Below are 26395 nucleotides of genomic sequence, written 5' to 3'. Positions count from 1 at the left end.
GTTAGAGCTCCGCCGGCCGGATCGTAGGCGTGCTGAGCACGAGGGCGTCACGGTGAACAACCAGGGGCGAGCCACCATCGAGCCGGTTGTCGCTCTCAACCGGGTCGTTGCTTCCGACCTCCAAGGCTTTCTGGAGGGCCTCACTGCTTAGGGAGCTCAGACCTCGACCCAACTCGGTCCCGTCCGGGCCAAGCAGGCGGACGGCATCTCCGCTGTCGAAGCGCCCGTCAATCGCTGCGATTCCCACCAGCAGTAAGGAGGCACCCCGATGCAGAAGCGCCTCACAGGCGCCGTGATCGAGGTGGAGTGAACCCTGAGGTTGAAGAGCATGGGCCAGCCAACGTTTGCGCTGTCCGAGGGGCTCCGGATGGGGGTGGAACACGGTTCCGCCTCGGCCTCCCTGCAGCACGTCCTGCAGCACGCTGGCTTCCCTCCCATCCGCCAGGTGCACTGTGATTCCGCTGGCCGTCGCGATTCTGGCCGCTGCCAATTTCGTGGTCATGCCACCGGTGCCCCAACGGCCGCCGTCACCGGCACCTTCTTCGAGTTGAGCCAGTTCGGAAGGGTGATGCACATCCGTGATCGGATGGGCACTGGCGTCAATCCGCGGATCGGCTGAGTAGAGGTGGTTCACGTCCGTCAGCAGGATCAGCTCATCGGCTTCCACAGCCGCAGCCACAAGTGCAGACAGTGTGTCGTTGTCGCCGAAGCGCAGTTCCGCTGACGAGACGGTGTCGTTTTCGTTCACGATCGGCAGCACGCCCCAATCGAGTAATTGATGGAGCGTTGCCGAGGCATTGCGATAGCTGCGCCGATCCGCGAGATCTGAGCGGGTCAGCAGCACCTGGGCCACGGTTTTGCTGTGGCGAGCCATGGCGGCTTCGTAGAGCCCCATCAGATGGCCCTGGCCCACGGCTGCCGCTGCTTGAAGAGCCACCACGCTCTCCGGTCGCGAATTGAGGCCAAGACGGCGGCAGCCGAGCCCGACTGCACCACTGCTCACCAGAACGGCGCGATCGCCTTTCTCCAAGCTTTCCGCCAGGGCGTCGGCGAGGCGTCCGATCATCGTCTCCGTTGAAACCTGTTCCTGACCTCTGAGCAGGCTGGTGCCCACCTTCACCACCCGCAGGGTCATGGACGCCCAGCCCCCATCCAGCGGGCGAGCTGCCGTTCAACCCGTTGCACCCTGTCGTGGCGGCAGGGGGTTCCGTCGGCTCGGAGCGGTCGTACCAGCACGGTGAACAGGCCAAGACGATTGCCGGCCAGAACATCGGTGAACAGGCGGTCACCCACGATGGCAAGCTGTTCCGGGCTCACTTGCAGATCCTGCAGCACCCGGCGAAGGGCGGCCCGTCTGGGTTTGGCGGCACCGCTGGTGAAGCCAAGCTCCAACTGGGCGGCCACCGCACCGATCCGTTGGCGGGAGGGATTGTTGCTGAACAAATGCAGGGTGAGATGCTGCCGCGCCTGGTCGACCCAGCTGATGACCGCGGGAGGAAGCACGACCTCGTGGCCAGGCAGGAGTGTGCGATCCACATCCATAAGCATGGCGGTAATGCCCTGCGATAGGAGCGGTTGCAGGGGGAGCTGGGCCAGTGTCAGGCCAGGGTCCCAGTCGGGTTGAAGCCAGTGATGGCTCATCGGCATCAGTTGCTGAGCTCCCGCTCCTCAAGTTCCGCTTCAATGCGCGGCTGGATGCGATCAAACTCCTCGCCCTCGACGAGTTCTGCGGCACCGTCGTTCATGCGGGCCACAACGAAGAAGGGATCCAGGGGGATGTAAAGGCCATATTCCTGTTCTTCGACCAGGAAACTAACCAGCAGCTCATAGGTTTCCGAATCGTCTTCCTCTTCACTGTCTTCCTCCAGTTCATCGGGGTCGGGTTCGTCCAGCTCACCGCTGACTGTGAGTGTCACGGCGGATCGCACAAGCGTCAGGTCGTGTTCCTGTAGATCAACGTCAGCCACAGAAAGGATCGGTTCGCTGTCACTAATGGCGTCGATCAGCTCAGGTTCGTCGCCGTCCTTGAGGCGAAACAGACACACTGGGGTATCGACAGGTGTGAGCAGGGCGTAGTCGACCCCATCGAGGGGAATCAGTTGTTCCAGGAAACAGAGCAGATCCCTGCTCCCCTTGTCCCTGACAAGGACGGTGGGCACTTCGCTGCCGTTACCGGCTCCGCTGCTGCTCATGACTGCGCTGATGTGTTCTTACAGGATCCTTCATCGCCGCTGACACTGCCAGAGGCCGGGTCCGCCGCTGCGACCGGTTCTGGCTCGGGACCATCGTTCAGCCATTGCTCCAGTAGTAAGGCGGCGGCAGCACTGTCGAGGCGACCGCTGCGGTCGCCGTGGAGTCCGAAGCGCTCGCCGGCAGCCCAGCTGCTGCTGTGTTCGTTCACCCAGGCCAGGGGCAGCATGAGCGCTCTCGCCAGCCTGATTCCGTAGCGCTGGCTATGGACCGCTTGGTCGGTGAGTCTTCCCTCTGCATCCAGCGGCAAGCCCACCACCAGACCTTCCACCCGGCGCTCGTGGCAGAGCCTGCGGATCTGCTCGAGATCGTCGCCAAAGCGTTGACGCCTCAGGGCCTGCAACGGTCTGACCGCAATCCCGAGGGGGTCGCAGCCGGCCAAACCAATTCTGCGTCGACCGACGTCCAAGCTCAGCACGGAACGGGGGCGAGGCTTCAGGCTTGCCACGTGATGGTCAGCGACGCCCCAGGCTCGGGGTCGGCAGCGGTGGACGTTGGGGCTGGAGACGTCCCAGCACGCTTTCCAGTTGGAGGCTGTTTGGACGTTGACGTGGTTGGATTTGTCGCCGCCAGAGACTTCTGCCGAGCAGTAGCTCCTCGCCAATGGAGTTCCATCCCGCTCTTTCCAGCAAGGCGTTTAAGGGACGATCCTCCTCATTGCAAAGCAGTTTCAGGTCAGGTTGTTCCCGGTGCAGTCGATCCAAGACCGCTGGCAATGCCCGATTGAGTCGCTCATCCCAGGCCAGGTCCCGGACCAGTTCACACCGGGCACCATCGGGGCCTCGATCGATTCGCAGAAGTCCGGCAAGGGCGATTGGACCGTTGTCGCCTTTGCCCAGCAACACCCCACTGCCGGCACCGCACTGGTCGAGTAGATCGTTGCAGCGTCGGTCCACGATCTGTCGTTGATGGCTTGATGCGGAAGCCTGCTCAAGGGGCCAGAGGAGCGGAGCACTGCGACGGTTGAGGGGAGACCAGATACATCCGTCTCCAAGCTCAGTCGGCATCGGCGATGGCGTTGATGCGCGGCTCCAAAGTCGCGTTCGTCGCAGGGGTTGAAAGCCGAGTTCCCGTAGGACCTCAATCTGGTCGCGATCCTGGGATGGGCAGCGAATCACCCAACTGCGGGATCGCGGGTGCGCCCCGAGGAGGGATTCCTTGAGCAGGGTGCTGAGCACCTGAGCGCGACTGTGCTGCGATGGCGTGCTGATGTCTTCAAGGGCCAGTCGCCAACAGGTTCCCTGGCGATTGTGGGGACGCAATTCCACAAGAGCCCGCAGTTGGTCGGACTCCAGAGCGACAAGCGCCCTGGGCTGGCGTATCCACGGCAGCACCGGAAAAAGGCTTTCCGCTCTGGCGATCAGCCCTTGAAGGAGAAGGGTCTGAAGTCTGGGAAGCAAAGCACTCGATTCGCCGGCCTGAAGCCGGGGAAGGTGGGCCGCATGGAGCGGCTCTACCTGAAGGGTGCAGTCGGCTCCCCCCACCACGATGCTCAGCTGGGATGAGCTCAATGTATCGCCCGTCTCTGCCCGTCGGGCAGCCCGGGGAGTTCTTCAGGCTGGCCGGACCAGCACAAGAGGGGTTCGCTCGTTGGCATTTCCCGCTGGATTTGGTTTCAGAGCCCGGTGCAGCAGGGCGTGGTCGCAGCCACGGCTGCTCGCGAGCACCTTGACGCGACCGAGGTCGTTGACATCAACGATGGCCACATCGACGCCGAGAGCTGCGGCTGCTGCCTCACAGAGGGCCTGGGGCTCCTGCGGACCCAAGACAATCGTCTGGTCATAGGGAGGAGTGGTGCCGGTGATGTCGTCAATCAGCCGAGCCTGCTCTCCAGCCAGTCGATAGAAGCCACCTGGGCTGCCGACTAATTTCATGGCAAGGCCAAGAACCCAGGCCAGCAGGACCCGGGTCGGACCGACCTGATCAATGAGGGTTTGGAGACCACAGGCTGTAGCCAGGCTGCTGGTGGGATGAAACGCTCTGCAGAGGAGTCTGCTCAGCCAGCTTGGATCCACCATGGAGGGATGTTGATAGCGGCCCTGCATCACCGCCACGGGCGTTTCACCGATGGTGAGCACATCACCGGGCTGAACGAGATGCCCGGCATAGGTGCGAAGCACGTCAACGGTGTCATCCAGTGGCCCGAGCAGGTGGGTGCGGATCGGCAGCACTCCGCACTGGTCGCCAGGCCTGATGTTTGCCTGATCGCGGGTCGGGACAGCAGGACGCCGCAAGGGAAAGACCACACCCTGGCGTCGTTGAAGACGACCAAACGGTCCGTAGTTGATCCAGTGCACGTCGGCCCACAGGGTGTCGACGCTCTCGAGCACCGCAGTCCCCTCAGCGTCAGCGACGCTGATCGCCACCTTCACCGTGGTGGTTTTTCTTCCCTTCACGATGTAAGCGGCCCAGTAGCCATCGTCCCGGGCTTCTTCGTCGGGATGCTCGGGCCGAATGCTGGTGCTCACCTTCATTGAGGTGAGATCACACTGTCCAATCAGCACGGGCTTCACGTCGAACTCGGGAACCATCACCTCCATGCGTTGGTGGGGGTTGTGAATCGAGAAGGAGCCCGTCACCTTCAGCCCACCTTGCTCTTGAGGCTCCACGTGCCAGTCATTGGCACTCAGTTGCAGTGGCGAGGCTGGTCTCAGGCGGTGCCGCGCCTCAAGCCAGGCCACGGCCACACCGAGGACGAGCAGCACGATGAGCAGGGTGGCCATGCCATCACCGGTGCATCGACCGGACGATCAGCCGCGCAGCGTAGGCGGTTTCATCGCTCGGATCAGCGGGTCAGCACTTCAGTGTTGAGCTCATTGAAACTGAGGCTGGTGCTCACCCCCTCTGGAGCGGGAAGACCAGTGGCCTCACTGATCGCGACATTGATGGCCTCGAGGGGCACTTGACCCTCTTCATCCAGCAGCAGACGTCCCTCGCCGTTGATCACCACCACTTGGGGGATGCGACCGTGCCAGTAGTGGGCAGGATCGCTGACGCCCCGATCCATGCGGTCTTGCAGGGCATCAGTGGTCAGAGGCATCAGGTCGATGCTTCGCCCCCAGAGCCGTTGCAGCTCTGAGACGGCTGGAGCGAAGGCTTTGCTCGTGCGGCTGTCATCCAGGTAGAAGATGAGGACGCTGGTTCGCCCGGCTGCCTGGGATTCGGCCAGGGTGCTGGCGGGAGGGACCAGGGAGCCATTGCCTGCGTAGAGGGCGAAGATGTTGCCGTCGTAGGCATCGTCATCGCGCGCTGCGGATGCAGTTGGAACAAACAGGAGCAGAGACAGCACCAGTCCCAGCATTGCCTTGAGTACTCGTGCCATCGCCCAGCCGTGATAGCTGGGCATTCTGACTGTTGATCTCAGCCGCGGCCCGCAGGCCGCTGGTTCAGGCTCCGTCCCATCCCCTGAGCAATCCCTCGACCGATCAAGCCGATGGCTCGACCGACCACCTGGGTGAGCAGCACCACCATGAGGTCTCCAATGGTGCGCACCAAAGCCTGCATCTGAGGAGCAATGGCATCCCTTGCTTCGAGAAGCAGTGCGACCTGTTGCTGCCACCAGCCCAACTGTTTCAGTTCGCTGTCGCGGGGTTCCACAAGGATCAGCGGTTCGATTCGACCGGCCCGTAGTCGGTAAAGCAGACGACGGCTCTCATAAAGGCGGATCGGCCGCTGAATCCAGAGTTGCCAGCGGTTCTGATGGTTGAGCTGGTTGCGGAGTCGCTCCAGTTCACGGGTGGAGATCAGATGCTGGTTCAGGAGATAACGCCGCAGTTCAGGCCAGTCACCGCAGGCGCTTATCAACTCTCCACTGATCAACTCAGCCGTTCGCACCAACCAGTTGCTGACAAGAGTCTCGAGTTGGAGCAAGGCGCGGGGGTGGTGGGCTGGCAGGAGTTGACCATCCACGAGCACCGGCTGGTCAAGAACGAGTGGATCCAGCATCCGTCGTGGATCGGGTAGTTCTTCATCGGCCTGCTGCAAATCCGCCTGCGTCAGCAATGACTCCGTCACGGGCTGGAGGGAGTCGCCCTGCGGTAGACGCACATAGCTACCGGTCATGGATTGCAGGGCCTGTCTGCGCAGCTGAGGCTGGAGAGCGTGCCAGCTGTCGGTCAGTGCCGCTGCGTGAAGATCCTCTGGCTCCATCTCCTCGCGCCGGAGCCGTGCCATGACCTGGTCGAGTTGCTGCAGGAGTGCCAAGAGAAGATCGCGGCGACGTTCTGGGTTCAGCCCCTCCATCGCCAACAGGCTGCCGGTGCCGTTGCCCAACCCTGCGTTGACCGCTCCCTGGAGCCGCTCCTGGATCGCTGTCCAGACCGCTGTGGCATTGCGTTCACGCAGCGTGATCGCTGTGCTCGCCTGATGATGCGAGTCCCCGCCTTCCTCGAGGATCGTTCTGCTCTGTTGACCCAGGGGGACGGCGTCCACTAGCCCGACCTGCAGGGGCCCCCACAGCCAGAGCAGCAGGTTTCTGGCACTGCGCAATTCGCGGCAGCGCCCTTCCAGCAGCAGTCGCAGCAGAAGATGCTCTGGAGGGGGATTGAGCAGGCTTTCGATTACCTGCAGGTCATGGCTGATCTGCTGCAGACCGCTGACTAAGAGCCATTGCCCCAGGCCCAGCGTTGCCGCAGGGGTCGATGCACTGGGTTGTGGGCCTGCACTCTGGCGAAGACGCAACACCCGTCCCCCCTCGCGCAGGGTGGTGATGGCTTCGCGAAGGCTTGGTAGATCCGGGTCTTGCAGTAATCCGGGGCAGTCGAGTTGAAGCAGCTCGTCTTCGCTCAGGTTCAGTTGAGCGGGGAGCAAGAGCAGCACAGGAGCTGGTTGCCAGCGTTCATTGAGCTGCAAAAGCTCCCGACGCAGGGCCCCGAATCCGATCTGTTCGTCCACCGACCAGATCACCAGGCAGGGGTGTTGATTGAGCTGCTCAGGCCGGAGTCGAACGGTGCAGGTGTCGGCCTCCATCGACAGCTGTAGGGCCAGGGACTCACCGAGGAGATCCGGCGCGAGCAGGAGGACTTCGACGTTCTTGCTGCTCAAGGCTGGGGACCTGGACCGTCACTGTTCCGTCAAGGTAACGAGTGCGGAGCCTTGGCTCCAGTGGCTGGGAGGGGATTGTTCAGGATGCGGAGCCCGTCGGACGACCGTTGAGTTGCAGGGTGTACGACTCGATCCTGTAGCCAGTGCTGGATTCGATCGCGCTGAGTAGTGCGTCGGGCAGCTCGATGTCGAGATCTTCAATTCGCCCCGTCTCCAGACAGGTGAGGTGACTGTGGGGATCACTGCGATATCCGTAGAGCCGCCCATTGGCCCTGTCGAGGCACTCGATCACTCCCGCGCTTTGGAGGGCCTCGAGGTTTTGGTAAACGGAGGTGTGGCCGATGTTTCGACCACGGGCATTGAGCTTCTCGAAGATGTCTCTTGCACTGAGATGGTTGGCTTCACTCCAGAGCAGATCGAGCACCATGCGTCTCTGCCTGCTGAGACGCATGCCGAGCTGACGGCAGCGTTCAAAGGCTTGCTGCACCCCGGTCTGGGGGACTGGGTCTGTGGAGGGATTGACTCCGCTCACAGGCGTATCGGGAATGACTTCACCTTAAGGTCCCAGGCAACCCGAGGTGGCTCAGCCGTTGAGGATGTCGAGGTTTGGAGGGTCCTGAAGACGGTTCTCTCCCAGGGCAGCGATCGCTTCTCTCAAATCCACGCGACCGTCGTAGAGGGCGCGTCCAACAATCACCCCCTGCACTCCAAGGGGTTCCAGTGCCAGTAGAGCCAGAAGGTCGGCCATGCATCCGACGCCTCCCGACGCGATCACCGGCACCTGGCTGGCCTGGGCCATGGCACGTAAGGCGTCAAGATTCGGCCCTTCAAGGGTGCCGTCCGTCGCGATGTCGGTGCTGATGATCGCGGCAATGCCTTCAACACTGAGTTCTGAGGCCAGGGTCGTGGCCTCAACATTGCTGTTTTCAATCCAGCCTCGAGTGGCTACCTTCCCTTCCCGCGCATCGATGCCGACCACGATCCGGCCAGGGTGACGCGATGCCAGCTCAGTAACCAGCCCAGGATTTTCGAGCGCTGCGGTGCCAAGGATCACGCGATCAAGTCCGCAGGCCAGCAACTGTTCAGCCCGATCAACCGAACGAACGCCTCCACCGAGTTGGACGGGAATCGAGAGGGCCTGCGTGATCGCCTGCACGCTTTCGTCATTGACGGGTTTCCCACTTTTGGCGCCGTCAAGATCGACGAGGTGCAGCCGGCTGGCCCCCTGTGTCTGCCAGCTCAGTGCCTGGGCCACCGGATCGTCGTTGAACTGGGTGACCTGTCCGTAGTCACCTTGATGCAGGCGTACGCAAGCTCCACCCAGCAGATCGATGGCGGGAATGATCTCCATGGGTTGAGGGATGGATCGCAGAGCCCCATCCTGCAGCGTGGCTGATCAGCGACCCCCAACCGCGCTTCAATGGCAGCCAACTGAGCTGTTCGGATGAAGATCCTTGTCATGGGTGGAACCCGATTTGTGGGTAAACCGCTGGTGGCGTCGCTCCAGGCTCAGGGGCATGAACTCACGCTGTTTACGCGAGGCAAGCAGTCCCTGCCAGCTGGGATTGAGCACGTGCGTGGGGATCGCAGCCAGCTGGAGGATTTAGAGCAACTTCAGGGCCGAAGCTTCGACGTAATCATTGATAGTTCCGGCCGCACCCTGGACGACAGCCGTTCTGTCCTGTCTGTGACGGGTGCTCCGAGCCACCGATTCCTTTATGTGAGTTCAGCTGGTGTTTATGCATCCAGCGAACAGTGGCCCCTTGATGAAGACTGCCCAGTGGATCCGGCAAGCCGCCACGCCGGTAAAGCTGACACCGAAGCTTGGCTGCTCAAGGAGGGAATTCCGTTCACGAGTTTCCGTCCCACGTACATCGTCGGTCCTGGCAATTACAACCCGATTGAGCGTTGGTTTTTCGCCCGGATTTGTCATGACCTGCCCGTCCCCATCCCGGGGGATGGCACCACGATTACCCAGGTGGGTCATGTGGAGGACTTGGCTGAGGCCATGGCCCGTTCGCTCGCGGTGGATGCCTCCGCCAACCGCATTTACAACTGCTCCTGCCGCCGTGGCATCACGTTCAATGGGCTTGTGGCAGCTGCTGCGATCGCAGCGGGACGTGATCCTCAGTCCGTTGATGTGCGTCGCTTCGACCCGAGCGGACTTGATCCCAAGGCGCGGAAGGCCTTTCCGCTCAGGATCGGCCATTTTCTGACCGATATCAGCCGAGTGGAGCGTGAACTCGCCTGGAGCCCTCGTTTTGATGCCCTGAAGGCTTTTCAGGACAGTTTCAACCGGGAGTTCAGCCTCGACCCGGTGGATGCTCCAGATCTCAGCGCTGACCTTCAGTTGATTGGAGCGGCCTGAGGTAGCTGGCGGCGGATTGCAGGGCCATGAACAACGACGGCCAGAAGAGCCACCAGCCCAGTTGATGGAGCCCATCGACAGCCGCGTCCGATCCCCAGGATCTAGGCCAGAGCAGCAGCAGCAGGCTGAGGAACTGCAAGATCGTTTTGGCTTTCCCTGCACTCGAGGCGGGAGCACCGTCCATGGCATCCCGTCGCCATCCGGAGATCAGCAGCTCCCGGGATAAGAGAAGCCACAGCGCCCAGAGGGGAAGGCGCTGCTCACTGGCGAGCCAGACCAAAGGGGCACAAATCAGGAGCTTGTCGGCTAAGGGGTCCAGGCGGGCGCCCCAACTGTTTCCCCCTCCACCTCGGCGAGCCAACCAGCCATCCAGTGCATCGCTGAGCCCTCCCAGAAGAAGCAGGATCCATGCCACGGCCGACCATCCGGCCGCCAGAGACATGATCAGCGGCAGGCCTGCCATCGCCCGAAGCAGGGTGAGGCGGTCAGCCCAGGTGCGCCATGGGTTCTTCAAGGCTCAGAATGCCTTCACTCGCATGTGTTCCATGGTGCTCCAGCAGTCGGTTCGTGATGTGATGACCACGCCGGTGCTGAAGGTCACTCCGGAGACCCCTCTTCAAGAGGCCGTGGCTTTGCTGAGTGATCACCACATCAGTGGTCTGCCGGTGGTGAATGACCAGGGTCAGCTGATCGGTGAACTGACCGAACAGGACCTGATGGTGCGTGAAAGCGGCGTGGATGCCGGTCCTTACGTGATGCTCCTTGACAGCGTCATCTACCTTCGGAACCCCCTCAACTGGGATAAGCAGGTCCATCAGGTGCTTGGCACAACGGTCAAAGATCTGATGCGGCGGGATCATCATTCCTGCAACGCTGAGCTTGCGTTGCCTCGGGCTGCATCGCTTCTGCATGAACGCAGCACCCAGCGGCTCTATGTGGTGGATGTTGATCAACAACCCATCGGTGTGATCACCCGCGGTGATGTGGTCCGCGCCCTGGCCTCGAGCCAGATTTGAGTCAGGCCTTGCTGCTGCCTTAACTCAGGGCAGCGGTGGTGGCAACACCGGCGGTGGCGGTGCACCGACCAGTGCATCCTGATTGACGGCTCCACTTTGCTTCTCTTGCATCGCACTGGACGGCTGAGACTTTTCCTGCACGACGATCGGGGGGGGGAGATCCGGTGGCAGGGTCAGACGGTCGAGTCCGTCCTGATTGGGCCCTGGCAAGACAGGATCAATCGGTTCAGAGGATCTGGAGCCCGGATCAAGCTCTTGGAGCACCAGCGGATCGGCAGTAATCGGAGGTTCCGGCAGCGGTGAGCGCTCGCGGATTGCAGTTTGACTGCCGGAGTCTCCGCTTCGTCCTGGTTTCGTTGGTTGTTTTGGACTCCAGATCATCCTGGCCACTGGCTCCACCCCCTGTTCCATGACCCGGTTCAGGCCTGCCAATGCACGATCGATCAGACGGTTTCCGATCCACTGGGCGCAGTCCACGGGGCCGTCGCATTGGGCGGCCATCCCCACGCGGCTGCTGAGGTTGGCCATCAAGTTCCCTTCCAGGGCAAAGCGTCGTTCACTCAACCGGAGCAAATAGGGAACATGCACAAAGCTTGTGGCCCCTCCGCTGATCCAGTTGGCGTCCTCCTCTGTAAAACCCTTGACCCCTGGAATGATGAGGCGACTTTTGGAGGCATGGTCAGGCATGTAGGCGGCCACCAGGCCCCGCCGACGGGCCAGCTCTCTCGTTTGTTCGAGGGTGAGGCCGTCCTTGCTCATCAGCATTTCCATCCGCCCGTCTTCGCGAAGTCCGAAGACCATTCGGATCCTGGGCAGGTAGTAGCGGATGCGCTGCCCCATGCTGATGCTGTAAGCCCCTTTGTAGCTGGCGGGCGGGGCTTTCAGATCGTTGTAAACACTATGGAGACCACCGACGAAGGTGTCGTAGCGCCGTTCCCGTTCATTGGTCAGTTCGCCGTAGCCGAAGTCGACACTGCCGTCATGACCGATGCCGATGAAGGCTCTTTGCTGCGACGCCGTACGGTTCCTTCCCTTCCAGATCCTTTGACCCAGCTTGAGGTCTCCCAGGGGAACAGTGATCTCCTGCCCCCCGTTGTCCACATGTCGTTCGTACATGGGACCTGACACATAAGCGAGTGCTGCAGTGTCTTGATAGGCATCTTGCTCCCGGTCCCACCCCTCAAGCAGTCCGACCCGCACTTTTCTGGGATCAAAATCGAGGGCATACACCTCGTCATCGGGCAGGTAACGAAAACTGCCGGCCTCGGCTCCTCCCAGGCGTTCCTTTGTCCCGGACTGCTGTTGATCACTCTCCGGACTCGGAGGTGCCAGAGAAAGTAGCGCTGCGAACCCCAAGATCGGCAGTCCCAGCACGATCCAGCGTTTTCGCAGCCCGCGGCGCGATCGTCGCTTCGGCGCCGAGCGACGCTGCCGTTTTGCGGCGCCGGCAGGCCTCTTGGTGACCGAGGATCCGTGTGTCACGGGGCCAGTCTTCTGGTTTGGTGGTGGGGAGACGGATCGAGCCAAGGAACGATGGCGTTCTCAGCCACCAGCCATTTGCGGTAACGCTGGCCGCAATCATGCCCTCCCGTCAACTCCCCGAAAGCAGGAATCAGCAATCGCTCGCTCACAGGGTCATAGGCAAAGCAGGGAAGGCGGAGTCGATCATTGCCGGAGCGAAGCGATGCCACTGGATGCACGTGGCCGCAGACATTGAGAAGAGGCGTGTGGCGTGGCTCCGGAGGCGACTCGGGCTCATGGCTCAGCCAAAGCTGCCCGACCCTTTGGCTGGGCTGCCTGGGAACTCCAGGGCAGGGGGCGTCACGGTCATGATTGCCACCGATCAGCGTCAGTTTGCAGCTGCACTCTCGGGGTAGTAACTGCAGGCTCTTCATGAGCTTGTCGGTCAGCCCCTGTCGTCCGTGGATGAGATCTCCGAGGATCAGCAGTTCTTCGGGCTGCAGCACTTGGCATAGCTGTTTGAGCCTATCGAGGTTGCACCGATCTCCGTCGCTCGGGATCGGAATCCCGTGAGCCTGAAACACCTCGGCTTTGCCGAGGTGAAGATCGGCCACCATCAGCTGGCGGCTTTTGGGGCGCCAGAGGGCCCTCTGGGGCATCAGCACCAGTTCTTCGGATCCCCAATGCCAGGGTTGTCCTGCTCCGTTGGTTACTGGAGCACGGGTCAAGGGCTCATCCGTCGGTGTGATCTCGACTGCATTCAAGTGTCGTGTCCATGCATCAGGCTGACGCCACCTGAGCGGTTGCATTGTGGCGTTCCCAGATCGTCTGCACCAGCCAGAGCCTGAAATCCTGCGCTTTCTGGAGCACCGTCTCAACCTTCTGGAACAGCAACAGCGTTTTGAATGCGCCTATGCCCTGCGGATGGAAGTGGCGGATTGGCTTTTCCTAGGGAACGCAGGCGCGGGTGAGCCTGCCACTCTTAACCTGCCTTCTCCGCTCTGATCGATCATGACCCTCGCGCTTTTGCTTGCTCTCGCAGGTTCCCTGGCGGCGATGGCCTGGATTGTGCGTCGCCTGGACCAGGCCTGAGGCGATCGACGATTTGATCAGCATTCACGGTGTGAATGATGCCCGTGTCGATGCAGGCAACCTGACAAAGGGACGGTTGTGGTCCACGGGCTCCGCCATCGCAATGCAGCACGGCACCGATCCACCAGTCCGACGCGGGGCTTGAAGGGTGCAACCCCCTGACGGCCACATGGTCGCCTGGGCGGATCCGCAGAAAGATCGGCTCTGCTCTGCGCTCCATTCACTATCACCCGCGAGTAGTGCAAGTGTATTGTCGCCGTGGCCGTTGTTGGCGTGGTACCCATGGGCTGTTGCGCGCAGCAGCTGTGGTGAAGCGATGGTTCCCAATCCGGCCAATCGTTCTGGCGTTGGTCGGATCAATCCTTTGGCTCGAGCCAGTCGGCGCCGTTGAGGAGGCGAAAAAGCCCATCCGGGTTGGTGTGAGTGGGAGCCCTCCCTTCGTGATAGGCGGGCAAACCGTACAGACAGGGATCAGCGTGGAGGTGTGGCAAGAGGTGGCCACCCGTCTCAACCAGCCCTATGTGCTGGTCCCACTACCTAATACAGACGCCAATCTGCAGGCGCTGCTCGGCCGGGAGGTCGATCTCTCTATCGGTCCGATCAGCATCACTCCTGATCGCCTCGCGAGGGAGGGGCTTGATTTCAGTCAGCCCTATTTCCACGGTCATCTCGGATTGCTGGTGCCAACGGGTTCGGCACCTTGGATCAAGAGGCTTGCGCCCTTCTTCGGCTGGGCAGCTCTGTCCTCTCTCGGGGTGTTGATGCTTCTGCTGTTTCTTGTGGGGAATCTGATCTGGCTGGCGGAGCGGCGTCGCAACTACGAGCAGTTCCCTCGTCATTACCTTCACGGCGTTGGTAATGGGATGTGGTTTGCTCTCGTGACTTTGACAACCGTGGGTTATGGCGATCGGGCCCCTTTGAGCCGTACGGGACGCACGGTCGCTGGGGTTTGGATGCTTCTGTCTTTGTTGGCTCTTTCGTCTGTGACCGCGGGGCTGGCTTCAGCCTTCACCCTCTCGCTGTCCCAGCAGTCGCCAGGACGAATCCAGCAGCCCGATGATCTAACCGGTCAGTCCGTGGCAGTCGTTCGGGGAACGACCAGCTCGATTTGGGCTCAGATCTACGGGGCCAAGGCAACGTCGACTAGCGATCTGAATGCGGCAATCGGCCTGTTGAAGGCGGGCCGGGTCAACGCTGTGATGTTCGATCGCCCGGCCTTGCAGTATTTCCTGCAAAAGCAAGGTCATAGCGATTTCAAATTGGCACCCTTCGCCCTCGCGGCCCAGACCTATGGCTTCGCCTTCCCTGATGACAGTGCCTTGCGTGTTCCGCTGGATGTCGAGATTGTCGACATGGTGCGCAGCGGCAGGATTAAGGCGATTGAAGATCGGATTCTCCAGCCTGCGCCTCAGTCCTGAGTCTGAGGACGAGGCATCCGCTGGGCCTGTCAGTCCAGGGGGAGATGCCGCCGCAGGCCATCTTCGATCAGATAGGAGGCCAGGCTGCTGCAGCTGCGTCCTTCGCTGAGAGCATGCTGCTTGAGGCGCGCCATCACGCCTCCGGGAAGGGTGACGTTCAGTCGTTCTGATTCCGCGGCGTCAGCGACGTCACCGGCACTCATGGATGGTTGCTCGGTTTGCAGCTTGTGTTGCAGCTCATGCAGAAGGGATTGAAGGATTGACACGGTTTTGACACGTTCTCGTAACAATTATGCCTCATCCTTGCCGTTTTTTCCTGCGATGCAGCCCGCGTTACTGTGGGGCCGTTTTCAGGTTGAGGTGATGCGCGCGCTGCCCCTGTCGTTAGCTCCTGGTCAGGATCTCAGGGGAGCTCTCGAGGAGTTAGCGCGAGCGCAGAATCTCTCAGGTTTTGTTCTCGGGGTGGTGGGCAACCTCTCCAGAGCAGCCTTTCAATGCCCTGGTCAGGCCTCCCCGACCGTGCTTGAGGGAGATCTGGAGATCATCACGCTCAACGGAACCTTCGGGGCTGATGGTGTGCACCTGCATCTGAGCCTTTCCGATGGGGCCTGCCAGGTTTGGGGGGGGCATCTTGAGCACGGCACGTTGATCCTTAAAGGTGCCCAGTTGCTTCTTGGCGTCCTTGAGCCGTCATCTCTCCAGCCGGCTATTCCTGCGATGTCGCCGCAGGCCAATGACGCTCGTGTCGAGATCGCGGTGTTACCTGGCTGTCCTTGGTGCACGCGTGCGCTCCGCTTGTTGAGCAGTGCCGACGTTCCCCATCAGGTCTTTCGTGTTGACGATGATCAGGCTTTTGCCCACTGGCATGGGCGCAGCGGCATGAACACCTTCCCTCAGGTCTTTGTGGACGGTGCACTGGTTGGCGGATACGACGCTCTTGCCGCCATGCATGAGCGATCTGAGCTCCACGGGCTGCGGTGAGCAATTCCGATCACTCGGAGTCCACCAGTCCTTCGCTTTGGCTTGCCAAGCCATGGTGGTGTCAGCCCTGGTCGATCTTGCTGACGGGAGTTGTCGTGATTGCCGCCAGCTGGTTTCTCGTCGAGCGCATCTGGCTGACGGCCCTTGCCGTGATGGGCATCACCATCTGGTGGTTCCTCTTCCTGGTGCTTGTGCCTGCGGCCTACAAGCGGGCTGAGAGCCCTTAGGCCAGTTTCTCGCCCCGTGCCCGACGCTTCTGCTCGAGCAATTCGTTTTCCAGTTGCTCGATTAACTGGCTCACGAGGGCTTGGAACTCCGGCTGACAGCCTCGGAAGGCCGCTTTGTGCCGGATCGGTTCGTTGCGGGTGCGCAAATCAGTGAGCATCAGTTCCAGCGCATCAATCCTGGCGTTGCTGTTCATGGCGGGAGCTGCGTCACGCAGCGAGGTTATGACAGCTGTGCAGCGTCGAGCAGCCAGACCACCAGCAGACCGACGAAGAAGGCCAGGTTGACGACCCCAGAATCGTCCTCTCCATCGGCGTGGGCTTCCTTCATCACCTCCTCAATCACCAGGTAGATCAGGGCGGCGGTTCCGAAGGCGAGGAGCCCCGTGAGCGCTGGGCCCTTGAGCCAGTTGGCAAGTGATCCGCTAATTCCCAACCCCACCAGATACAGCGCAGCCATCAGAGCCCCCCCGAGCGTGCTGCGCCAACGCCCAGCTCCGCGTCCAAGCAGGGTTCCAACTCCCACTGCCGTGCAACCCATCTCCAGGGCCACCGCTAGCGGGATGATCCATCCGTGATCTGTGGCATCGCTGCTGATTCCCACAACCAATCCATCGATAAGGCTGTCCACCAGAAAGGGGAGCAGCAGGATCAATAGAGGCCTGAGTTGCTGGGCTGCCTCAGCTGCTTTCGGTTCGGTGAGCACCGCATTGATCACCAGCAACAGAGAAAAGCCAAGGCAAAAGCCAACAGCGAGAGCGAGGAGATGGCCGCTGCGGCTTGCTGCGGGCATCAGATCGGCTGCAGCGGTGCCTAGCACCAGTCCGCCCACCAGGTGAGCGATAATCCCGCGCAGCCGCTGTTGGGGGTGAAAGCGGCTTCCGAGAACACCGCCACCGATCAAGGCCAGGGCCGGAATGATCTGAACGAGCACCGCACGATCACGACTGCTGCCAAGCATGCTCAGCCTGGTAACACTTGTCGGTAACCATTGGCTTCAACCACCTGCAGCGGTGTGTCGAATAGCTCAGACAATGCCTGATCAGTGAGTGCACGTTTCGGTGTGTCGTCCATCACCACCTGACCATCGCGAAGACCGATCACCCTCTCGATCTCGGGAATGATGCTTTCAATGCTGTGGGTGACCATCACCAGGGTGATTCCCTGCCTGCAGAGCTTGCGCAGAGTCTTCTGAAGGCTGTGTCGCGCTTTGAGGTCGAGGGTGTTCATGGGTTCATCGAGAACCAGAACCTCCGGCTCATGGACGAGCGCTCGCGCGATCTGCAACCGCCGTTTCTGGCCATCAGAGAGTGAGCCGTAGGGCTGTCGCCCCTGTGCATCGAGATCCATCTCCTTCAGCAACAGCTCAACCCGTTGGTTCTGCAGGGGCGTAGGGATCGGCTCCCTTCCGAGTCTGACTGCGCCGAAGAATGCCGATAACAGCAGCTCCCTGCCCTGGGTCGAAGGGTGGATGCGACTGTCCAGATCGCTGTTCACGATCCCGAGTTGGCGGCGAAGCTCCCAGAGTTTGATCGTCTCCTCCCCGAAGATCCTCAGATGAGAACCCGGGCGGACGACCGGATACAGCGCCCGACTGATCAGCCTCACCAGCGAACTTTTTCCAGAACCATTCGGGCCCAGAACGACCGTGGGCTCACCACTCCAGAGATCCAGGCTCAGATCCTTGAACACGCGCTTGTCTTGGATCCATGCCTCCACGGAGTTGAGAGACAGCCAGGGATGGTGGTCGGGACTTGTCGAATGAGGGCCCATGTCGCCATTCTCCAGGTTTCTGCTGTGTCGTGATGGGGATCAGCCGCCGCTGCAGGCAATGCGGGTGCAGTTCCTTCCGTGCGGACCGTTCCCTGGCCGGTCGCCTGGTTTGCGCTCGCTGTGGATGCCCTGTCGGTCAGGGACGGGCAGCTTTTCGTCAGGAACGCTTCTCATCCAGCCGTTGGGTGAGGCGTTGGGGGTGGTGGCTTGTCTTGATCCTGGTTGTGATCGGGATGGTTCTGTTTCTCAATGGCGTCTGAATCATTCGCCAGAGAGTTCTTTCAGCCTGAGGCTGATCAGCTGAAGCGATGGTGCTAAAGGTCTGCATTCACGGAGTCGCGGGCTCCAAACCGCGCCTTGGTGGATCTCTTCTGGTTGCGCCAAGGTCAGATCCTGCCCTTCCAGGAGCGTGAGTTCCGAGAGAGGCACATCCAGATCGCCATGGAAGGCATGCAGGAGGCGCTGGGGTGTCTGGTGCTGAAACCAAGGGTTCAGGGTTAGCGGACACCAGCCGATCTCCTCGATTAATTCCCTGCGTAGTCCCTGCTCGGGCGATTCCCCCGGCTCCAGGTGACCACCGAACAATCCCCAGCATCCGGGGGCCACGATTCCGCTGATGTCATCGCGGAGCTGCAAGAGCCAGGAACCTTGCTGCTGGAGCATGGCCAGGGCCACCACGGTCATGGCCGTTCTCCCATCAGTGCATCGACGCTTAGGTCGTCACGACGCAGGAGGGCGAAGCGGGTGCCTGCGTTACCGCGACAGACCCGCAATCGCTCGTCGAGCCAGGTGATCTCAAGCCAGGCCGGAAAGCTTTGTTGGATTGCCGCCATCAGTGTTGGCCGCCAACCGCTGATGAGGGAGGGGCCGAGCCAGCCCCCCTGCGGAAGCGAACGGAGACCCGTGTCTTGTTTTCGATCGTCAGGTCAGCTTTGACGGCAACGGCGGCCAGATCAGCCATGGGGCCACCGAGACGCAGCAGATTCATCCCTCTCCCTCGCTTCGGATCGATCACCTGCAGGTTCTCCAGCCATGGGGCCTGTTTCAGCCACGGCTGTGTTGCGCTGCCTTGAAGAGATCCACGGTGCTTTTCGCTTCGACCTGATCCAGAAGCTCGCTGATGACCGGATCCTGCGGCTGATTCATCAACAACTCCACGAGCCGCTCGCGGGCTGAATCAGTGGAAGAGGGCATCAGCTTGGCACCGCAGGCTCAGATCAATTCAGGATGGGCTGGATCCCCCTTGAAAGGGCCTACCACGGCAGAACTGATCCAACCGCCGTAGAAACCTCCTGGCTGGGGAATGACAGGCTCCCCATTCAGCCAACAGCCATCCATCAGTGCTGGATACAACGCGAACCACCCTTGGATGGCCTTGAAGTCCGCCGTGGGCGTTGGGTAACGCCAGACGGCGCGATGGATCCTGCGTCCTCCGGCAACAATGTCGAAGTACTCCGCCACACCTTTCCATTCACAGAAGCTGCGCCCAACAGCAGGGTGCAACAGCGACTGCTTGATTCCCTCAGGTGGCAGGTAATAGGTGGGCGGGTGGAAGGTTTCGAGAACCCGCCAGGCCCCCGTGCCCTCGTACAGCACTTCACCAGCCACCTTCACAAGCACCAGATCACTGCTTGGTTCCAGCCGTGGTGGTCTTGGGTAGTCCGCGACCCGTTCCTGAACCATGGGCTTCGGGGTGATCTCCTTTGATGATGGCTGGGCCCGTTGTTTCTCGTGGTGATGAGCGTGGTGGATCCCCGACAACCCGTCGTGATTCTCGGTGGGTTTCTCATCAGTGACACGGCTTATCAACCGATGGCCGACTGGCTCATGAACGAGCAAGGTTTGGCCGTGGCGATCACTCCCGCTAGCCGACTCGACTGGTTGCTCACGAGCTGGTCTCTTGGTTGGCGTCGTTTGCTCGATCGGGTGGATGGTCTTGTGAAGGAGTTGCAGAGCCGTTCACCCTCTGGAAAGGTCACCCTCGTGGGGCATAGCTCCGGAGGGGTGATGCTTCGCCTTTATCTCAGTCATGAGCCCTTTGCTGGTCGTGTCTATGCCGGTGCCGAGCGTTGCAATCGCCTGATCACCCTCGGCAGCCCCCACCAGGCCGAGAGGGCTACACCCTTGAGAGCCATGGTTGATCGACGCTTCCCGGGTTGCCATGCCCCTGAGGTTGACTACGTGGCCGTTGCCGGTGAGCTGGATCTGAATGGGCCGTTGGCCTCGGCTTTCAGTCGTCGCAGTGCCCGCGGCAGCTATCGGAGCATCAGCGGTGACCCTCAGGTGCGGGGTGATGGCCTTGTGCCTGTGCAATCGGCTCTGTTGCTCAATGCAAGGCCAGTGTTGTTAGAAGCCACGGCCCATGGTGGCTTGTTTGGATCATCCTGGTATGGCTCTCCTGATCGCATCACGTCCTGGTGGTCGGCCGCTTGCCGATGACTTCAGGAAGCTGGAGGCCTCGGTTGGGGCTGGCGACCGTCGATGCGCCAATACCCAAACCACTCGGGTCGCAGGTCATGGTTTTGCCGGTGGGGCTCGGGAGTCAGAACAAGTCGCCAACCTGAAATCGTTTCAATTGGCAGGCAGTCATCGATGCCACCGACTGTGTCAAGGCTATGGAGGTCATCCTTGTGCACCTGCACATGGTCTTGAAGCCAGCGAGTCCTGGCTCGCGCCTTGGCTGCCTGGGCGGTTGTCGCCACCACAAGACCGAAGTGGTGCCATTCCTGAAGGGAATGGCGCTGATAGCCACCCAGATTGATAAACCAGAGCCGTTGGTTTGTGGTGTTGCCCTCGAGCGCAGGAGCCGCGTTTGATTCGAGCGAAACGGCATAGCCATCGACAGAGTCAATGGAGGTGTAACTGTCGATGTGTAGCCCCTTCAGGCTTCCCCACCATTGCCGTCTGAGCTCGGGGATTGTGGTTTCAATGTTGGGGCCCACCACCCAGCGCACATCGTGGAGTTCAACGTGGCAATTGGGGGTGCGTCCCCCTAGCACCACCAGAAACAAGCTGACGGCTGATGGGCTCATCACGGCAACACCAGTCCGCCGATCAACCCGCAAAACAACACCACCCTCCAGGCCGGCTGACGCCAAGCCATCAGGAGGAGTACAGCCAAGAGAGCCAGGCTGAAGTCAGCACTGTTGCGGATGCCAACTCTCCAGACGGGCTGATAAAGAGCGGCGAGAAGGATGCCCACCACAGCTGCGTTCACCCCCATCAAGGCGCGGCGCATCGCTCGACATTGACCGAGATCAGACCAGAAAGGCAGCACTCCGCCGATCAACAGAAAAGCAGGGAGAAACAGGGCGATTAAGGCCAGGATCGAACCTGTGATTCCTTGCAGACCTCCCCGGAGGTCAAAGCCTAAAAAGGCTGCAAGGCTGAACATTGGTCCGGGGACTGCCTGGGCGGCTCCATAGCCAGCAAGAAACCGATCAAGGCTGATCCAGCCTGGGGGGACCAGGGATTGCTCAAGGAGTGGCAACACAACATGGCCCCCACCAAAGACCAGGGAACCGGCTTGAAGCATGGCGCTCAATTGTTGAACAGCCACCGGTCTGGTGCTGGCAGAGAGCCATGGGAGAAAGGCCAGGAGGAGCGCTAACAGGCCGAGCAGGCCGATGGCAACCGATCGCCGCACAGGAACCTGGAGGCCATTGAGCACTTGGGCGTTCTGATCAGGAGTTCGAAAGCACAACACTCCCACCACGGCGCCGAGTAGCAGGGCCAGAACCTGCACAGAGGCCAACGGCACCACCAGCACCAGAATGGCGCTGACCGCCATCAGAGTGAGGCGCGGGCGGTCAGGTGCCAGCCGCTTTTGCATCCCCAATACCGCCTGGGTCACCACTGCGACGGCAGCAACCTTCAAGCCCTGAACCCAGCCACCATTGAGCCAGGCGGGATTGATGCTGAGCACTGCAGAAGCGATCAGCAAAATGACCGCCGAGGGCAGCGTGAATCCGATCCACGCTGCGATGCCACCGAGCCATCCTGCTCGCATCAGGCCAAGGCCAATGCCCACCTGAGAGCTGGCAGGGCCTGGCAGAAACTGACAGATGGCAACTAATTCGGCATAGGCCTCATCGGATAGCCAGTGCCGCCGCATCACAAAGCGTTCTCTGAAATAACCGAGATGGGCCACGGGCCCGCCGAAGGAGGTGCAGCCCAAAAGCAGGAATTCCGCAAACACTCTCCAGGCGGACAACATCGCTGTTGGGCTTCTGCGGTCGCTCGGACGCTAATCGCCTTCAAGGCGCTGTGCTTCGGCGACCATGCGCTGCACCCGTTCCATCACTGACTCATTGGTCATCCGATTGTTCAAACGCTCCACTAGCAGTGGAAAGGCGAGAGGACCTGGTCTTGCGGTGGCGCTAAGGAGAACCTCTCCCTCCTGGAGCCGTTTCAGGGCGCTGCGTAGACGTTGTAATTCAAGCTGCTCCTGCAGAACCTCCTGTTGCGCCTGCTTCAGGAGAAGATTGCCTGGTTCATGTTTTGAGAACACCTCCCAGAGGAGCGAGCCGCTGATCTGCAGTTGGCCGGCACTTTTGCTTTGACCCGGGTATCCCTGCACCAGCAGCCCTGCCACCTGCGCAATGCTTCGGAAGCGGCGGCGGCATAGTTCGGACAGGTTGAGCGCCTGTTCAAGATCCTTCTCCAGGTGATCATCGGCGAGTAACGCGTCGAGGTGTTCCTCCAGCAGATCGGCCATTGGATAGCTGCGAGGTGCCAGCAGTTCAAACCCGTAGTCGTTCACCGACACCGTGATCGTTCCGCGATGGAGACGTGTCAGTCGAGTGGACCAGAGAAACCCGAGCCCCTCATGCACGAAACGACCCTCAAAGGGGTACGCGTAGAGATGGGTCCCCTCTCTGGTGCGGCAGGTCTCGATCAAGAACTGGTTGTTCGCCGGCAGTGTGGAGAGATCCTTCTGACGCTCGAACACGGGGGCCAGGGCTTGCAGTTCCGGGGTATCGAGATCGCCGCGGCCCGCACGAGCCACCTCCTCGCGCAGATGATGGGTCAACAGATCGGAAAGGGCCATTTGCCCTCCGGCCCATGCGGGTACGGCTGTGCTTTTGCGTGTGCTGGCTTTGACGTAAGCCGTCATCTCACGAAGCCGCACAAACTCCAGCTGACGGCCCGCGAAAAAGAACACATCCTTTGGCCTCAGCTGGCTGATAAAGGTCTCCTCCACATGCCCCAGCACCGCTCCTCGAACAAAGCGCACGCGGATTGCTGGTGCTGAGGTGATCGTGCCGATGTTGAGACGGTGGAGTCGGGCGATGGTGTTGTCGCGAATGACGAACCGGCCGTCGTCCGCGCGCTCCAGCTTCCTGTAGCGGGGGTAGGCACCAAGGCAATCGCCACCCAGTTCGAGAAAGCGCAGGCACCATTGCCACGTTGCATCGCTCAGGTTGCGGTAACTAGAGGTCCTGCGGATCGACTCCAGGGTTGCCTCAGGTGTGAACCCTGGTCCGCAGGCCAGCGTGGTGAGGTGTTGCAGAAGCACATCCAGGGCTTCATTCGGTGGATGGCGCTCTTCCACGAGGCCCTGGGTCAGGCCTCGTCGCACGGCGCTCAGTTCCAGCAGTTCCAAAGCATTGGTGGGCATGAACCACATCTGTGACGTGCCTCCGGGGCAATGGGCGGAGCGGCCAGCCCGTTGCAGGAGACGGGCCAGGTTCTTCGGGGAACCGATCTGCACCACCCGCTCCACCGGCTGGAAATCCACCCCCAGATCGAGCGAGCTTGTGCACACCACCCAGCGCAGCGATCCGGCTTTCACACCGGCCTCGATCGCCTCCCGTTCCTGACGGTCCACTGCGCTGTGATGCAGGGCCAGCAGTCCTTCCATCTCGGGGCAGGCGAAGCGCAGGCACTGAAACCAGCGCTCCGCCTGGTTGCGTGTGTTGGTGAATAGCAGGGTGCTGGTGGTCGGGCTCAAGGTGGCCACCAGGTCCTCGTAGCGGCGCAGTCCAAGATGGCCGCCCCATGGAAACCCATCCAGGCTGTCGGGAACGATGCTTCGGATCTCAAGGGGCCGCTCTGGGGCTCCAGTGATCAGGCATGGATCGGATCCTTCACCAAGGGCATGGCGTGCCGCTTCCTCGAGATTGCCGATCGTGGCGCTGATGGCCCAGGTCTGCAGTTGGGGCTTCTGCAGGCGGAGCCAGCTGAGGGCGAGCTCTGCCTGCGTCCCCCGTTTGCTTCCGATCAGTTCATGCCATTCATCCAGGATCACCGTCTCAAGTGGCTGGAAGAGCTCCGTTGCATGACGCCCAGCCATGAGAACGCACAGGGATTCCGGCGTGGTGATCAAAATGTCTGGTGGCGACTTGAGTTGTCGACTGCGTTCGGCACTGGGGGTATCGCCATTGCGGATACCAACCCTCAAGGGCCATCCCATCGCCTCGATCGGTTCCAGCAGCGCCTGGGCGAGGTCTCGGCTCAGGGCCCTCAGAGGTGTGATGTAGAGCAGACGCACCCCACGTCTCGGGACAGATTGAGCAAGCGCCTTGGCAATGGGTGCCATCACGGCGGCATAGGTCTTGCCAGAGCCAGTGGGAACCTGAATTAACCCACTGCGGCCCCTCAGATGGGCTTGCCAGGTCTGGCGTTGAAAAGGAAGTGGTGTCCATCCCTGGCGTTCAAACCACTCCTCAACGGGGGCGAGTAGCTCTCGATCGTGCGACCGCCCGTTCACGCTTGTGCTTCAGCTTGCGGTTGAAGAGCCAATAGCTCCTCGGCCCGGTTGATCGTGTCGGCGCTGTTTGCGGGGCGATCCTTTCGCCAACGCAGGATGCGCGGGAAACGAACGGCAAGACCGCATTTGTGACGTTTGGATCGTTGAATTCCTTCAAAGCCAATTTCAAAAACCAGTTCAGGTTCAACCGCTCTTGCGGGCCCAAACCGTTCGCGGGTATGGCGTCGGATCCAGCGGTCCAATTCAAGGATCTCTTGATCATCCAAGCCTGAGTAGGCCTTGGCGAAGGTCACGAGTTGATGGGATTCCTCCCCCTCAGCATTGCGTTGCCAAAGCGCAAAGGTGTAGTCGGTGAAGATATTGGCGCGCCTGCCGCTCCCCGCCTGGGCGTAGATCAGCACCGCATCGAGCGTCATGGGGTCACGCTTGAATTTCCACCAATGCCCCCGTTTGCGCCCGCTGAGGTAAGGCGATTCTCGATGCTTCAGCATTACGCCTTCCGCCCCAGCTGCAACGGCGTTCTGGCGAAGATCATGGAGATCTTCCCAGTCACGCAAAGCTTCTCCTTCACTCCAGCGCAGGCGCCATGCGTCTTCCCCGCTCAGGCCACGAAGTGCCCAGAGTTGGGTCAGTCGTTCGTGGAGTGGCCGCGCCCGCAGGTCTTCCCCCTGAGATTCGATCAAGTCATAGGCGATAAAGCTGGCTGGACATTCGTCCTGCAGGGTCCGTCCGACCTGTTGGCGTCCAAGTCGGCGTTGAAGGGCACTAAAGGGCATCGGTGTGTTGGCCTTCATTCGCCAGCAGATCACTTCTCCATCCAGCACCGTTCCGGCTGGGAGGGATTCGGCCATGGTCACCAGCTCCGGGAACTGATCGTTGATCAGTTCCTCCCCTCGGCTCCATAGGTAGACCCCAGACGGTCGCCGAATCAGCTGTCCGCGGATGCCATCCCACTTGTGTTCCACCCACCAGTCCCGGGGAGGGGTGTTTTGCAGGGTGTCGACCTTCGCAGGGCTGGCCAGGAAAAACGGATAGGGGACGGCACCACGATCGCTGGGAGCGTCGACCACCGGAGCCGTCAGTTGTTGAAACCATGGCACCGTGGCTTCCATGGGACCCATTAATCGTTCGAGGACCACCGTTTCCTCGAGGTCAAAACCCCGAGCGATCGCCTTGACCACCAATCCCCTGGCCACGCCGATCCGGAAGCCGCCGGTGAGCAGTTTGTTCAACAGCAGGTGTCGCTCGGGCGCGAGTTGGTGCCACACCTTGATGAGAGCCTGCGCCTGAAGCGTCTCGTCAAGGGCTGCGATGGTTGGGAGCAGAGTCTCCATCCACCAGTGAAGGTGGGGCTCGTGTTTCATCTGGAGGATGAGTGGCTCCAGCTCTGCCCCCAGGGGTCGTGAGTCCCGTGGCAGCTCCGTTGCAAGTTGTGGCCAGAGAAGGCTGATGGTTTCAGCTGAATCGCCAACTTGGCTGTGGCAGGCAGCAAAGAGCCAGGACGGCATGCCGCTCTCCTTCTGAAGCACATCCCGCAGTCGGCGGCCTGTGATCAAACGCCTGCGGCGTTGACCGATCAGAAGAAGCAGTGTCCAGGCGGAATCTTCAGGAGGTTGTTCCTGGAGATAAGCGGCGATGCGTTGGACCTTCTGTCCTGAGCCATTGGTGGCGTCCAGGTCATCGATGAGGTCCGCGAACGCCTGCACCGATCAGTACTGCCACTGATAGAGGTCAGTGTTTTGCGGATCGCTGATTCTGATGTTGCAGCCCTGGCGTGCCTGCGCCGTTTGGTTGAAACCGTTGACGTAGCGGTTCACTTGATCCGGGTTGCCGCTGGTGGCGAGAGCGTTCTGAAGGCGGGCGAGATCCACGCCGATTCCGTCACGGGTCAACACTCCATCGGCCAGGCCGTTGCAAATCGCGGCGGCGGCCTCAGCTCCATCGGCAGGGAAGATCACCGTTTGGATGCGCTCGATCGAGATCTCCTCAATGTCAGCCGCCAGGGCGGGAGCGATGGCGAGGCTGGTGGCCAGACAGACCACGAAGAGACGCGACAT

Annotated in this window: 35 protein-coding genes; 7 read left to right on the top strand and 28 right to left on the bottom strand. The window is 61.0% G+C overall.

Annotated elements, in window-relative coordinates; all coding sequences use genetic code 11:
- Window position 1: 1 nt before the first annotated feature.
- The 10 genes from proB to hisA form a co-directional block, all read right to left on the bottom strand.
- Window positions 2-1135, bottom strand: a complete 1134-nt coding sequence (gene proB / locus H0O21_RS10715) for a glutamate 5-kinase (RefSeq protein ID WP_131455370.1) — start codon at window positions 1133-1135, stop codon at window positions 2-4.
- Window positions 1132-1641: a YqeG family HAD IIIA-type phosphatase gene (locus tag H0O21_RS10710; RefSeq protein WP_185189662.1), complete on the bottom strand. Its 510-nt coding sequence runs from the start codon at window positions 1639-1641 to the stop codon at window positions 1132-1134. Before H0O21_RS10710 ends, proB begins: the two co-directional genes overlap by 4 nt.
- 5 nt (window positions 1642-1646) lie before the next feature.
- Window positions 1647-2192, bottom strand: a complete 546-nt coding sequence (locus H0O21_RS10705) for a DUF3727 domain-containing protein (protein WP_185189661.1) — start codon at window positions 2190-2192, stop codon at window positions 1647-1649.
- Window positions 2189-2668, bottom strand: a complete 480-nt coding sequence (gene ruvX, locus H0O21_RS10700) for a Holliday junction resolvase RuvX (protein ID WP_255441002.1) — start codon at window positions 2666-2668, stop codon at window positions 2189-2191. Before ruvX ends, H0O21_RS10705 begins: the two co-directional genes overlap by 4 nt.
- A gap of 37 nt (window positions 2669-2705) precedes the next feature.
- A complete protein-coding gene (locus H0O21_RS10695; protein WP_185189660.1) occupies window positions 2706-3761 on the bottom strand; it encodes a hypothetical protein in 1056 nt (351 codons plus the stop codon).
- Window positions 3762-3803: 42 nt separating this feature from the next.
- Entirely contained in the window at window positions 3804-4973 is a 1170-nt protein-coding gene (locus H0O21_RS10690; protein WP_185189659.1) for a F420-0:Gamma-glutamyl ligase, read from the bottom strand.
- 62 nt (window positions 4974-5035) lie between these two features.
- Window positions 5036-5596, bottom strand: coding sequence for a thylakoid membrane photosystem I accumulation factor (locus H0O21_RS10685; protein WP_255441000.1), 561 nt, complete (start codon window positions 5594-5596; stop codon window positions 5036-5038).
- A gap of 14 nt (window positions 5597-5610) precedes the next feature.
- The gene (locus H0O21_RS10680) at window positions 5611-7293 is read right to left on the bottom strand and encodes a DUF3685 domain-containing protein (protein WP_255440999.1); all 1683 of its coding nucleotides are present in this window, start codon (window positions 7291-7293) and stop codon (window positions 5611-5613) included.
- A gap of 79 nt (window positions 7294-7372) precedes the next feature.
- Window positions 7373-7744: a Fur family transcriptional regulator gene (locus tag H0O21_RS10675; RefSeq protein WP_240789288.1), complete on the bottom strand. Its 372-nt coding sequence runs from the start codon at window positions 7742-7744 to the stop codon at window positions 7373-7375.
- 132 nt (window positions 7745-7876) lie between these two features.
- Window positions 7877-8644, bottom strand: a complete 768-nt coding sequence (gene hisA / locus H0O21_RS10670) for a 1-(5-phosphoribosyl)-5-[(5-phosphoribosylamino)methylideneamino]imidazole-4-carboxamide isomerase (RefSeq protein WP_131455364.1) — start codon at window positions 8642-8644, stop codon at window positions 7877-7879.
- Window positions 8645-8737: 93 nt separating this feature from the next.
- Between hisA and H0O21_RS10665 the strand changes: the two genes are divergently transcribed.
- Window positions 8738-9661 carry an NAD-dependent epimerase/dehydratase family protein gene (locus H0O21_RS10665; RefSeq protein WP_185189658.1) on the top strand — a complete coding sequence of 308 codons (924 nt, stop codon included), beginning with the start codon at window positions 8738-8740 and terminating at the stop codon, window positions 9659-9661.
- Here the strand turns inward: H0O21_RS10665 and H0O21_RS10660 are convergent.
- A complete protein-coding gene (locus tag H0O21_RS10660; RefSeq protein WP_255440998.1) occupies window positions 9627-10124 on the bottom strand; it encodes a CDP-alcohol phosphatidyltransferase family protein in 498 nt (165 codons plus the stop codon). The genes H0O21_RS10665 and H0O21_RS10660 overlap by 35 nt on opposite strands.
- Window positions 10125-10206: 82 nt before the next feature.
- On the opposite strand from H0O21_RS10660, the gene H0O21_RS10655 reads away from it, so the two are divergent.
- Window positions 10207-10677 (top strand): CBS domain-containing protein, encoded by a 471-nt coding sequence (locus H0O21_RS10655; RefSeq protein ID WP_185189656.1) that lies wholly within the window; start codon window positions 10207-10209, stop codon window positions 10675-10677.
- 24 nt (window positions 10678-10701) lie between these two features.
- On the opposite strand, the gene H0O21_RS10650 is transcribed toward H0O21_RS10655, so the two are convergent.
- Both H0O21_RS10650 and pdeM read right to left on the bottom strand, forming a co-directional pair.
- The gene (locus H0O21_RS10650; protein WP_255440997.1) at window positions 10702-12159 is read right to left on the bottom strand and encodes a hypothetical protein; all 1458 of its coding nucleotides are present in this window, start codon (window positions 12157-12159) and stop codon (window positions 10702-10704) included.
- The gene (gene pdeM, locus H0O21_RS10645) at window positions 12156-12902 is read right to left on the bottom strand and encodes a ligase-associated DNA damage response endonuclease PdeM (RefSeq protein WP_370523039.1); all 747 of its coding nucleotides are present in this window, start codon (window positions 12900-12902) and stop codon (window positions 12156-12158) included. The genes H0O21_RS10650 and pdeM overlap by 4 nt, the downstream gene beginning before the upstream one ends.
- 46 nt (window positions 12903-12948) lie before the next feature.
- Here pdeM and H0O21_RS10640 point away from each other — a divergent pair, with 46 nt between their 5' ends.
- Window positions 12949-13143, top strand: coding sequence for a hypothetical protein (locus H0O21_RS10640; protein ID WP_131455359.1), 195 nt, complete (start codon window positions 12949-12951; stop codon window positions 13141-13143).
- Between the two features lie 4 nt (window positions 13144-13147).
- Here H0O21_RS10640 and H0O21_RS10635 read toward each other — a convergent pair whose 3' ends face one another.
- On the bottom strand, window positions 13148-13450 hold the full coding sequence (locus H0O21_RS10635) for a DUF3104 domain-containing protein (protein ID WP_185189654.1): 303 nt from the start codon (window positions 13448-13450) through the stop codon (window positions 13148-13150).
- An 85-nt stretch (window positions 13451-13535) separates the two neighbouring features.
- Here H0O21_RS10635 and H0O21_RS10630 point away from each other — a divergent pair, with 85 nt between their 5' ends.
- Window positions 13536-14648 (top strand): transporter substrate-binding domain-containing protein, encoded by a 1113-nt coding sequence (locus H0O21_RS10630; RefSeq protein WP_370523114.1) that lies wholly within the window; start codon window positions 13536-13538, stop codon window positions 14646-14648.
- Between the two features lie 29 nt (window positions 14649-14677).
- Here the strand turns inward: H0O21_RS10630 and H0O21_RS10625 are convergent, their stop codons facing one another.
- Complete coding sequence (locus H0O21_RS10625) at window positions 14678-14851, bottom strand: CopG family transcriptional regulator (protein ID WP_370523038.1); 174 nt, start codon at window positions 14849-14851, stop codon at window positions 14678-14680.
- A gap of 160 nt (window positions 14852-15011) precedes the next feature.
- Here H0O21_RS10625 and H0O21_RS10620 point away from each other — a divergent pair, with 160 nt between their 5' ends.
- The gene (locus tag H0O21_RS10620) at window positions 15012-15629 is read left to right on the top strand and encodes a PCC domain-containing protein (protein ID WP_131455356.1); all 618 of its coding nucleotides are present in this window, start codon (window positions 15012-15014) and stop codon (window positions 15627-15629) included.
- Window positions 15626-15856, top strand: coding sequence for a DUF6737 family protein (locus H0O21_RS10615; protein ID WP_185189653.1), 231 nt, complete (start codon window positions 15626-15628; stop codon window positions 15854-15856). Before H0O21_RS10620 ends, H0O21_RS10615 begins: the two co-directional genes overlap by 4 nt.
- Here the strand turns inward: H0O21_RS10615 and H0O21_RS10610 are convergent.
- The 8 genes from H0O21_RS10610 to H0O21_RS10585 all read right to left on the bottom strand — a co-directional run bounded on the left by H0O21_RS10610 (window position 15853) and on the right by H0O21_RS10585 (window position 19309).
- The gene (locus H0O21_RS10610; RefSeq protein ID WP_131455354.1) at window positions 15853-16050 is read right to left on the bottom strand and encodes a hypothetical protein; all 198 of its coding nucleotides are present in this window, start codon (window positions 16048-16050) and stop codon (window positions 15853-15855) included. The two genes, H0O21_RS10615 and H0O21_RS10610, sit on opposite strands and share 4 nt — an antisense overlap.
- A gap of 26 nt (window positions 16051-16076) precedes the next feature.
- Window positions 16077-16814: a hypothetical protein gene (locus tag H0O21_RS10605; protein WP_255440996.1), complete on the bottom strand. Its 738-nt coding sequence runs from the start codon at window positions 16812-16814 to the stop codon at window positions 16077-16079.
- 2 nt (window positions 16815-16816) lie between these two features.
- Window positions 16817-17626, bottom strand: coding sequence for an ABC transporter ATP-binding protein (locus H0O21_RS10600; protein WP_185189652.1), 810 nt, complete (start codon window positions 17624-17626; stop codon window positions 16817-16819).
- A gap of 261 nt (window positions 17627-17887) precedes the next feature.
- Window positions 17888-18310, bottom strand: coding sequence for an NUDIX hydrolase (locus tag H0O21_RS10595; protein ID WP_185189651.1), 423 nt, complete (start codon window positions 18308-18310; stop codon window positions 17888-17890).
- A complete protein-coding gene (locus H0O21_RS13475; RefSeq protein ID WP_255440995.1) occupies window positions 18307-18459 on the bottom strand; it encodes a PAP/fibrillin family protein in 153 nt (50 codons plus the stop codon). The genes H0O21_RS10595 and H0O21_RS13475 overlap by 4 nt, the downstream gene beginning before the upstream one ends.
- Complete coding sequence (locus H0O21_RS13470) at window positions 18459-18614, bottom strand: hypothetical protein (protein ID WP_255440994.1); 156 nt, start codon at window positions 18612-18614, stop codon at window positions 18459-18461. Before H0O21_RS13470 ends, H0O21_RS13475 begins: the two co-directional genes overlap by 1 nt.
- A 56-nt stretch (window positions 18615-18670) precedes the next feature.
- A complete protein-coding gene (locus H0O21_RS13465) occupies window positions 18671-18820 on the bottom strand; it encodes a hypothetical protein (RefSeq protein WP_255440993.1) in 150 nt (49 codons plus the stop codon).
- A gap of 18 nt (window positions 18821-18838) precedes the next feature.
- A complete protein-coding gene (locus H0O21_RS10585) occupies window positions 18839-19309 on the bottom strand; it encodes a DUF427 domain-containing protein (protein WP_185189650.1) in 471 nt (156 codons plus the stop codon).
- Window positions 19310-19363: 54 nt separating this feature from the next.
- Between H0O21_RS10585 and H0O21_RS10580 the strand changes: the two genes are divergently transcribed.
- Complete coding sequence (locus H0O21_RS10580) at window positions 19364-20065, top strand: alpha/beta hydrolase (protein ID WP_185190998.1); 702 nt, start codon at window positions 19364-19366, stop codon at window positions 20063-20065.
- A 2-nt stretch (window positions 20066-20067) separates the two neighbouring features.
- On the opposite strand, the gene H0O21_RS10575 is transcribed toward H0O21_RS10580, so the two are convergent.
- The 5 genes from H0O21_RS10575 to H0O21_RS10555 are packed head-to-tail and all read right to left on the bottom strand — an operon-like array spanning window position 20068 to window position 26395.
- Entirely contained in the window at window positions 20068-20658 is a 591-nt protein-coding gene (locus tag H0O21_RS10575) for a DUF1543 domain-containing protein (RefSeq protein WP_185189649.1), read from the bottom strand.
- Entirely contained in the window at window positions 20658-21842 is a 1185-nt protein-coding gene (chrA, locus tag H0O21_RS10570) for a chromate efflux transporter (RefSeq protein WP_185189648.1), read from the bottom strand. The genes H0O21_RS10575 and chrA overlap by 1 nt, the downstream gene beginning before the upstream one ends.
- A gap of 30 nt (window positions 21843-21872) precedes the next feature.
- Entirely contained in the window at window positions 21873-24338 is a 2466-nt protein-coding gene (locus tag H0O21_RS10565) for a ligase-associated DNA damage response DEXH box helicase (protein ID WP_185189647.1), read from the bottom strand.
- On the bottom strand, window positions 24335-26044 hold the full coding sequence (locus H0O21_RS10560) for an ATP-dependent DNA ligase (RefSeq protein ID WP_185189646.1): 1710 nt from the start codon (window positions 26042-26044) through the stop codon (window positions 24335-24337). Before H0O21_RS10560 ends, H0O21_RS10565 begins: the two co-directional genes overlap by 4 nt.
- Window positions 26045-26047: 3 nt before the next feature.
- The gene (locus tag H0O21_RS10555) at window positions 26048-26395 is read right to left on the bottom strand and encodes a DNA ligase (RefSeq protein ID WP_185189645.1); all 348 of its coding nucleotides are present in this window, start codon (window positions 26393-26395) and stop codon (window positions 26048-26050) included.

Source organism: Synechococcus sp. HK01-R, assembly GCF_014217855.1.
In the GTDB taxonomy this organism is placed as follows: Bacteria; Cyanobacteriota; Cyanobacteriia; order PCC-6307; family Cyanobiaceae; genus Synechococcus_C.
Note: the sequence above shows the minus strand (reverse complement) of the source record. Positions and strands in the feature narration are given on the sequence as shown.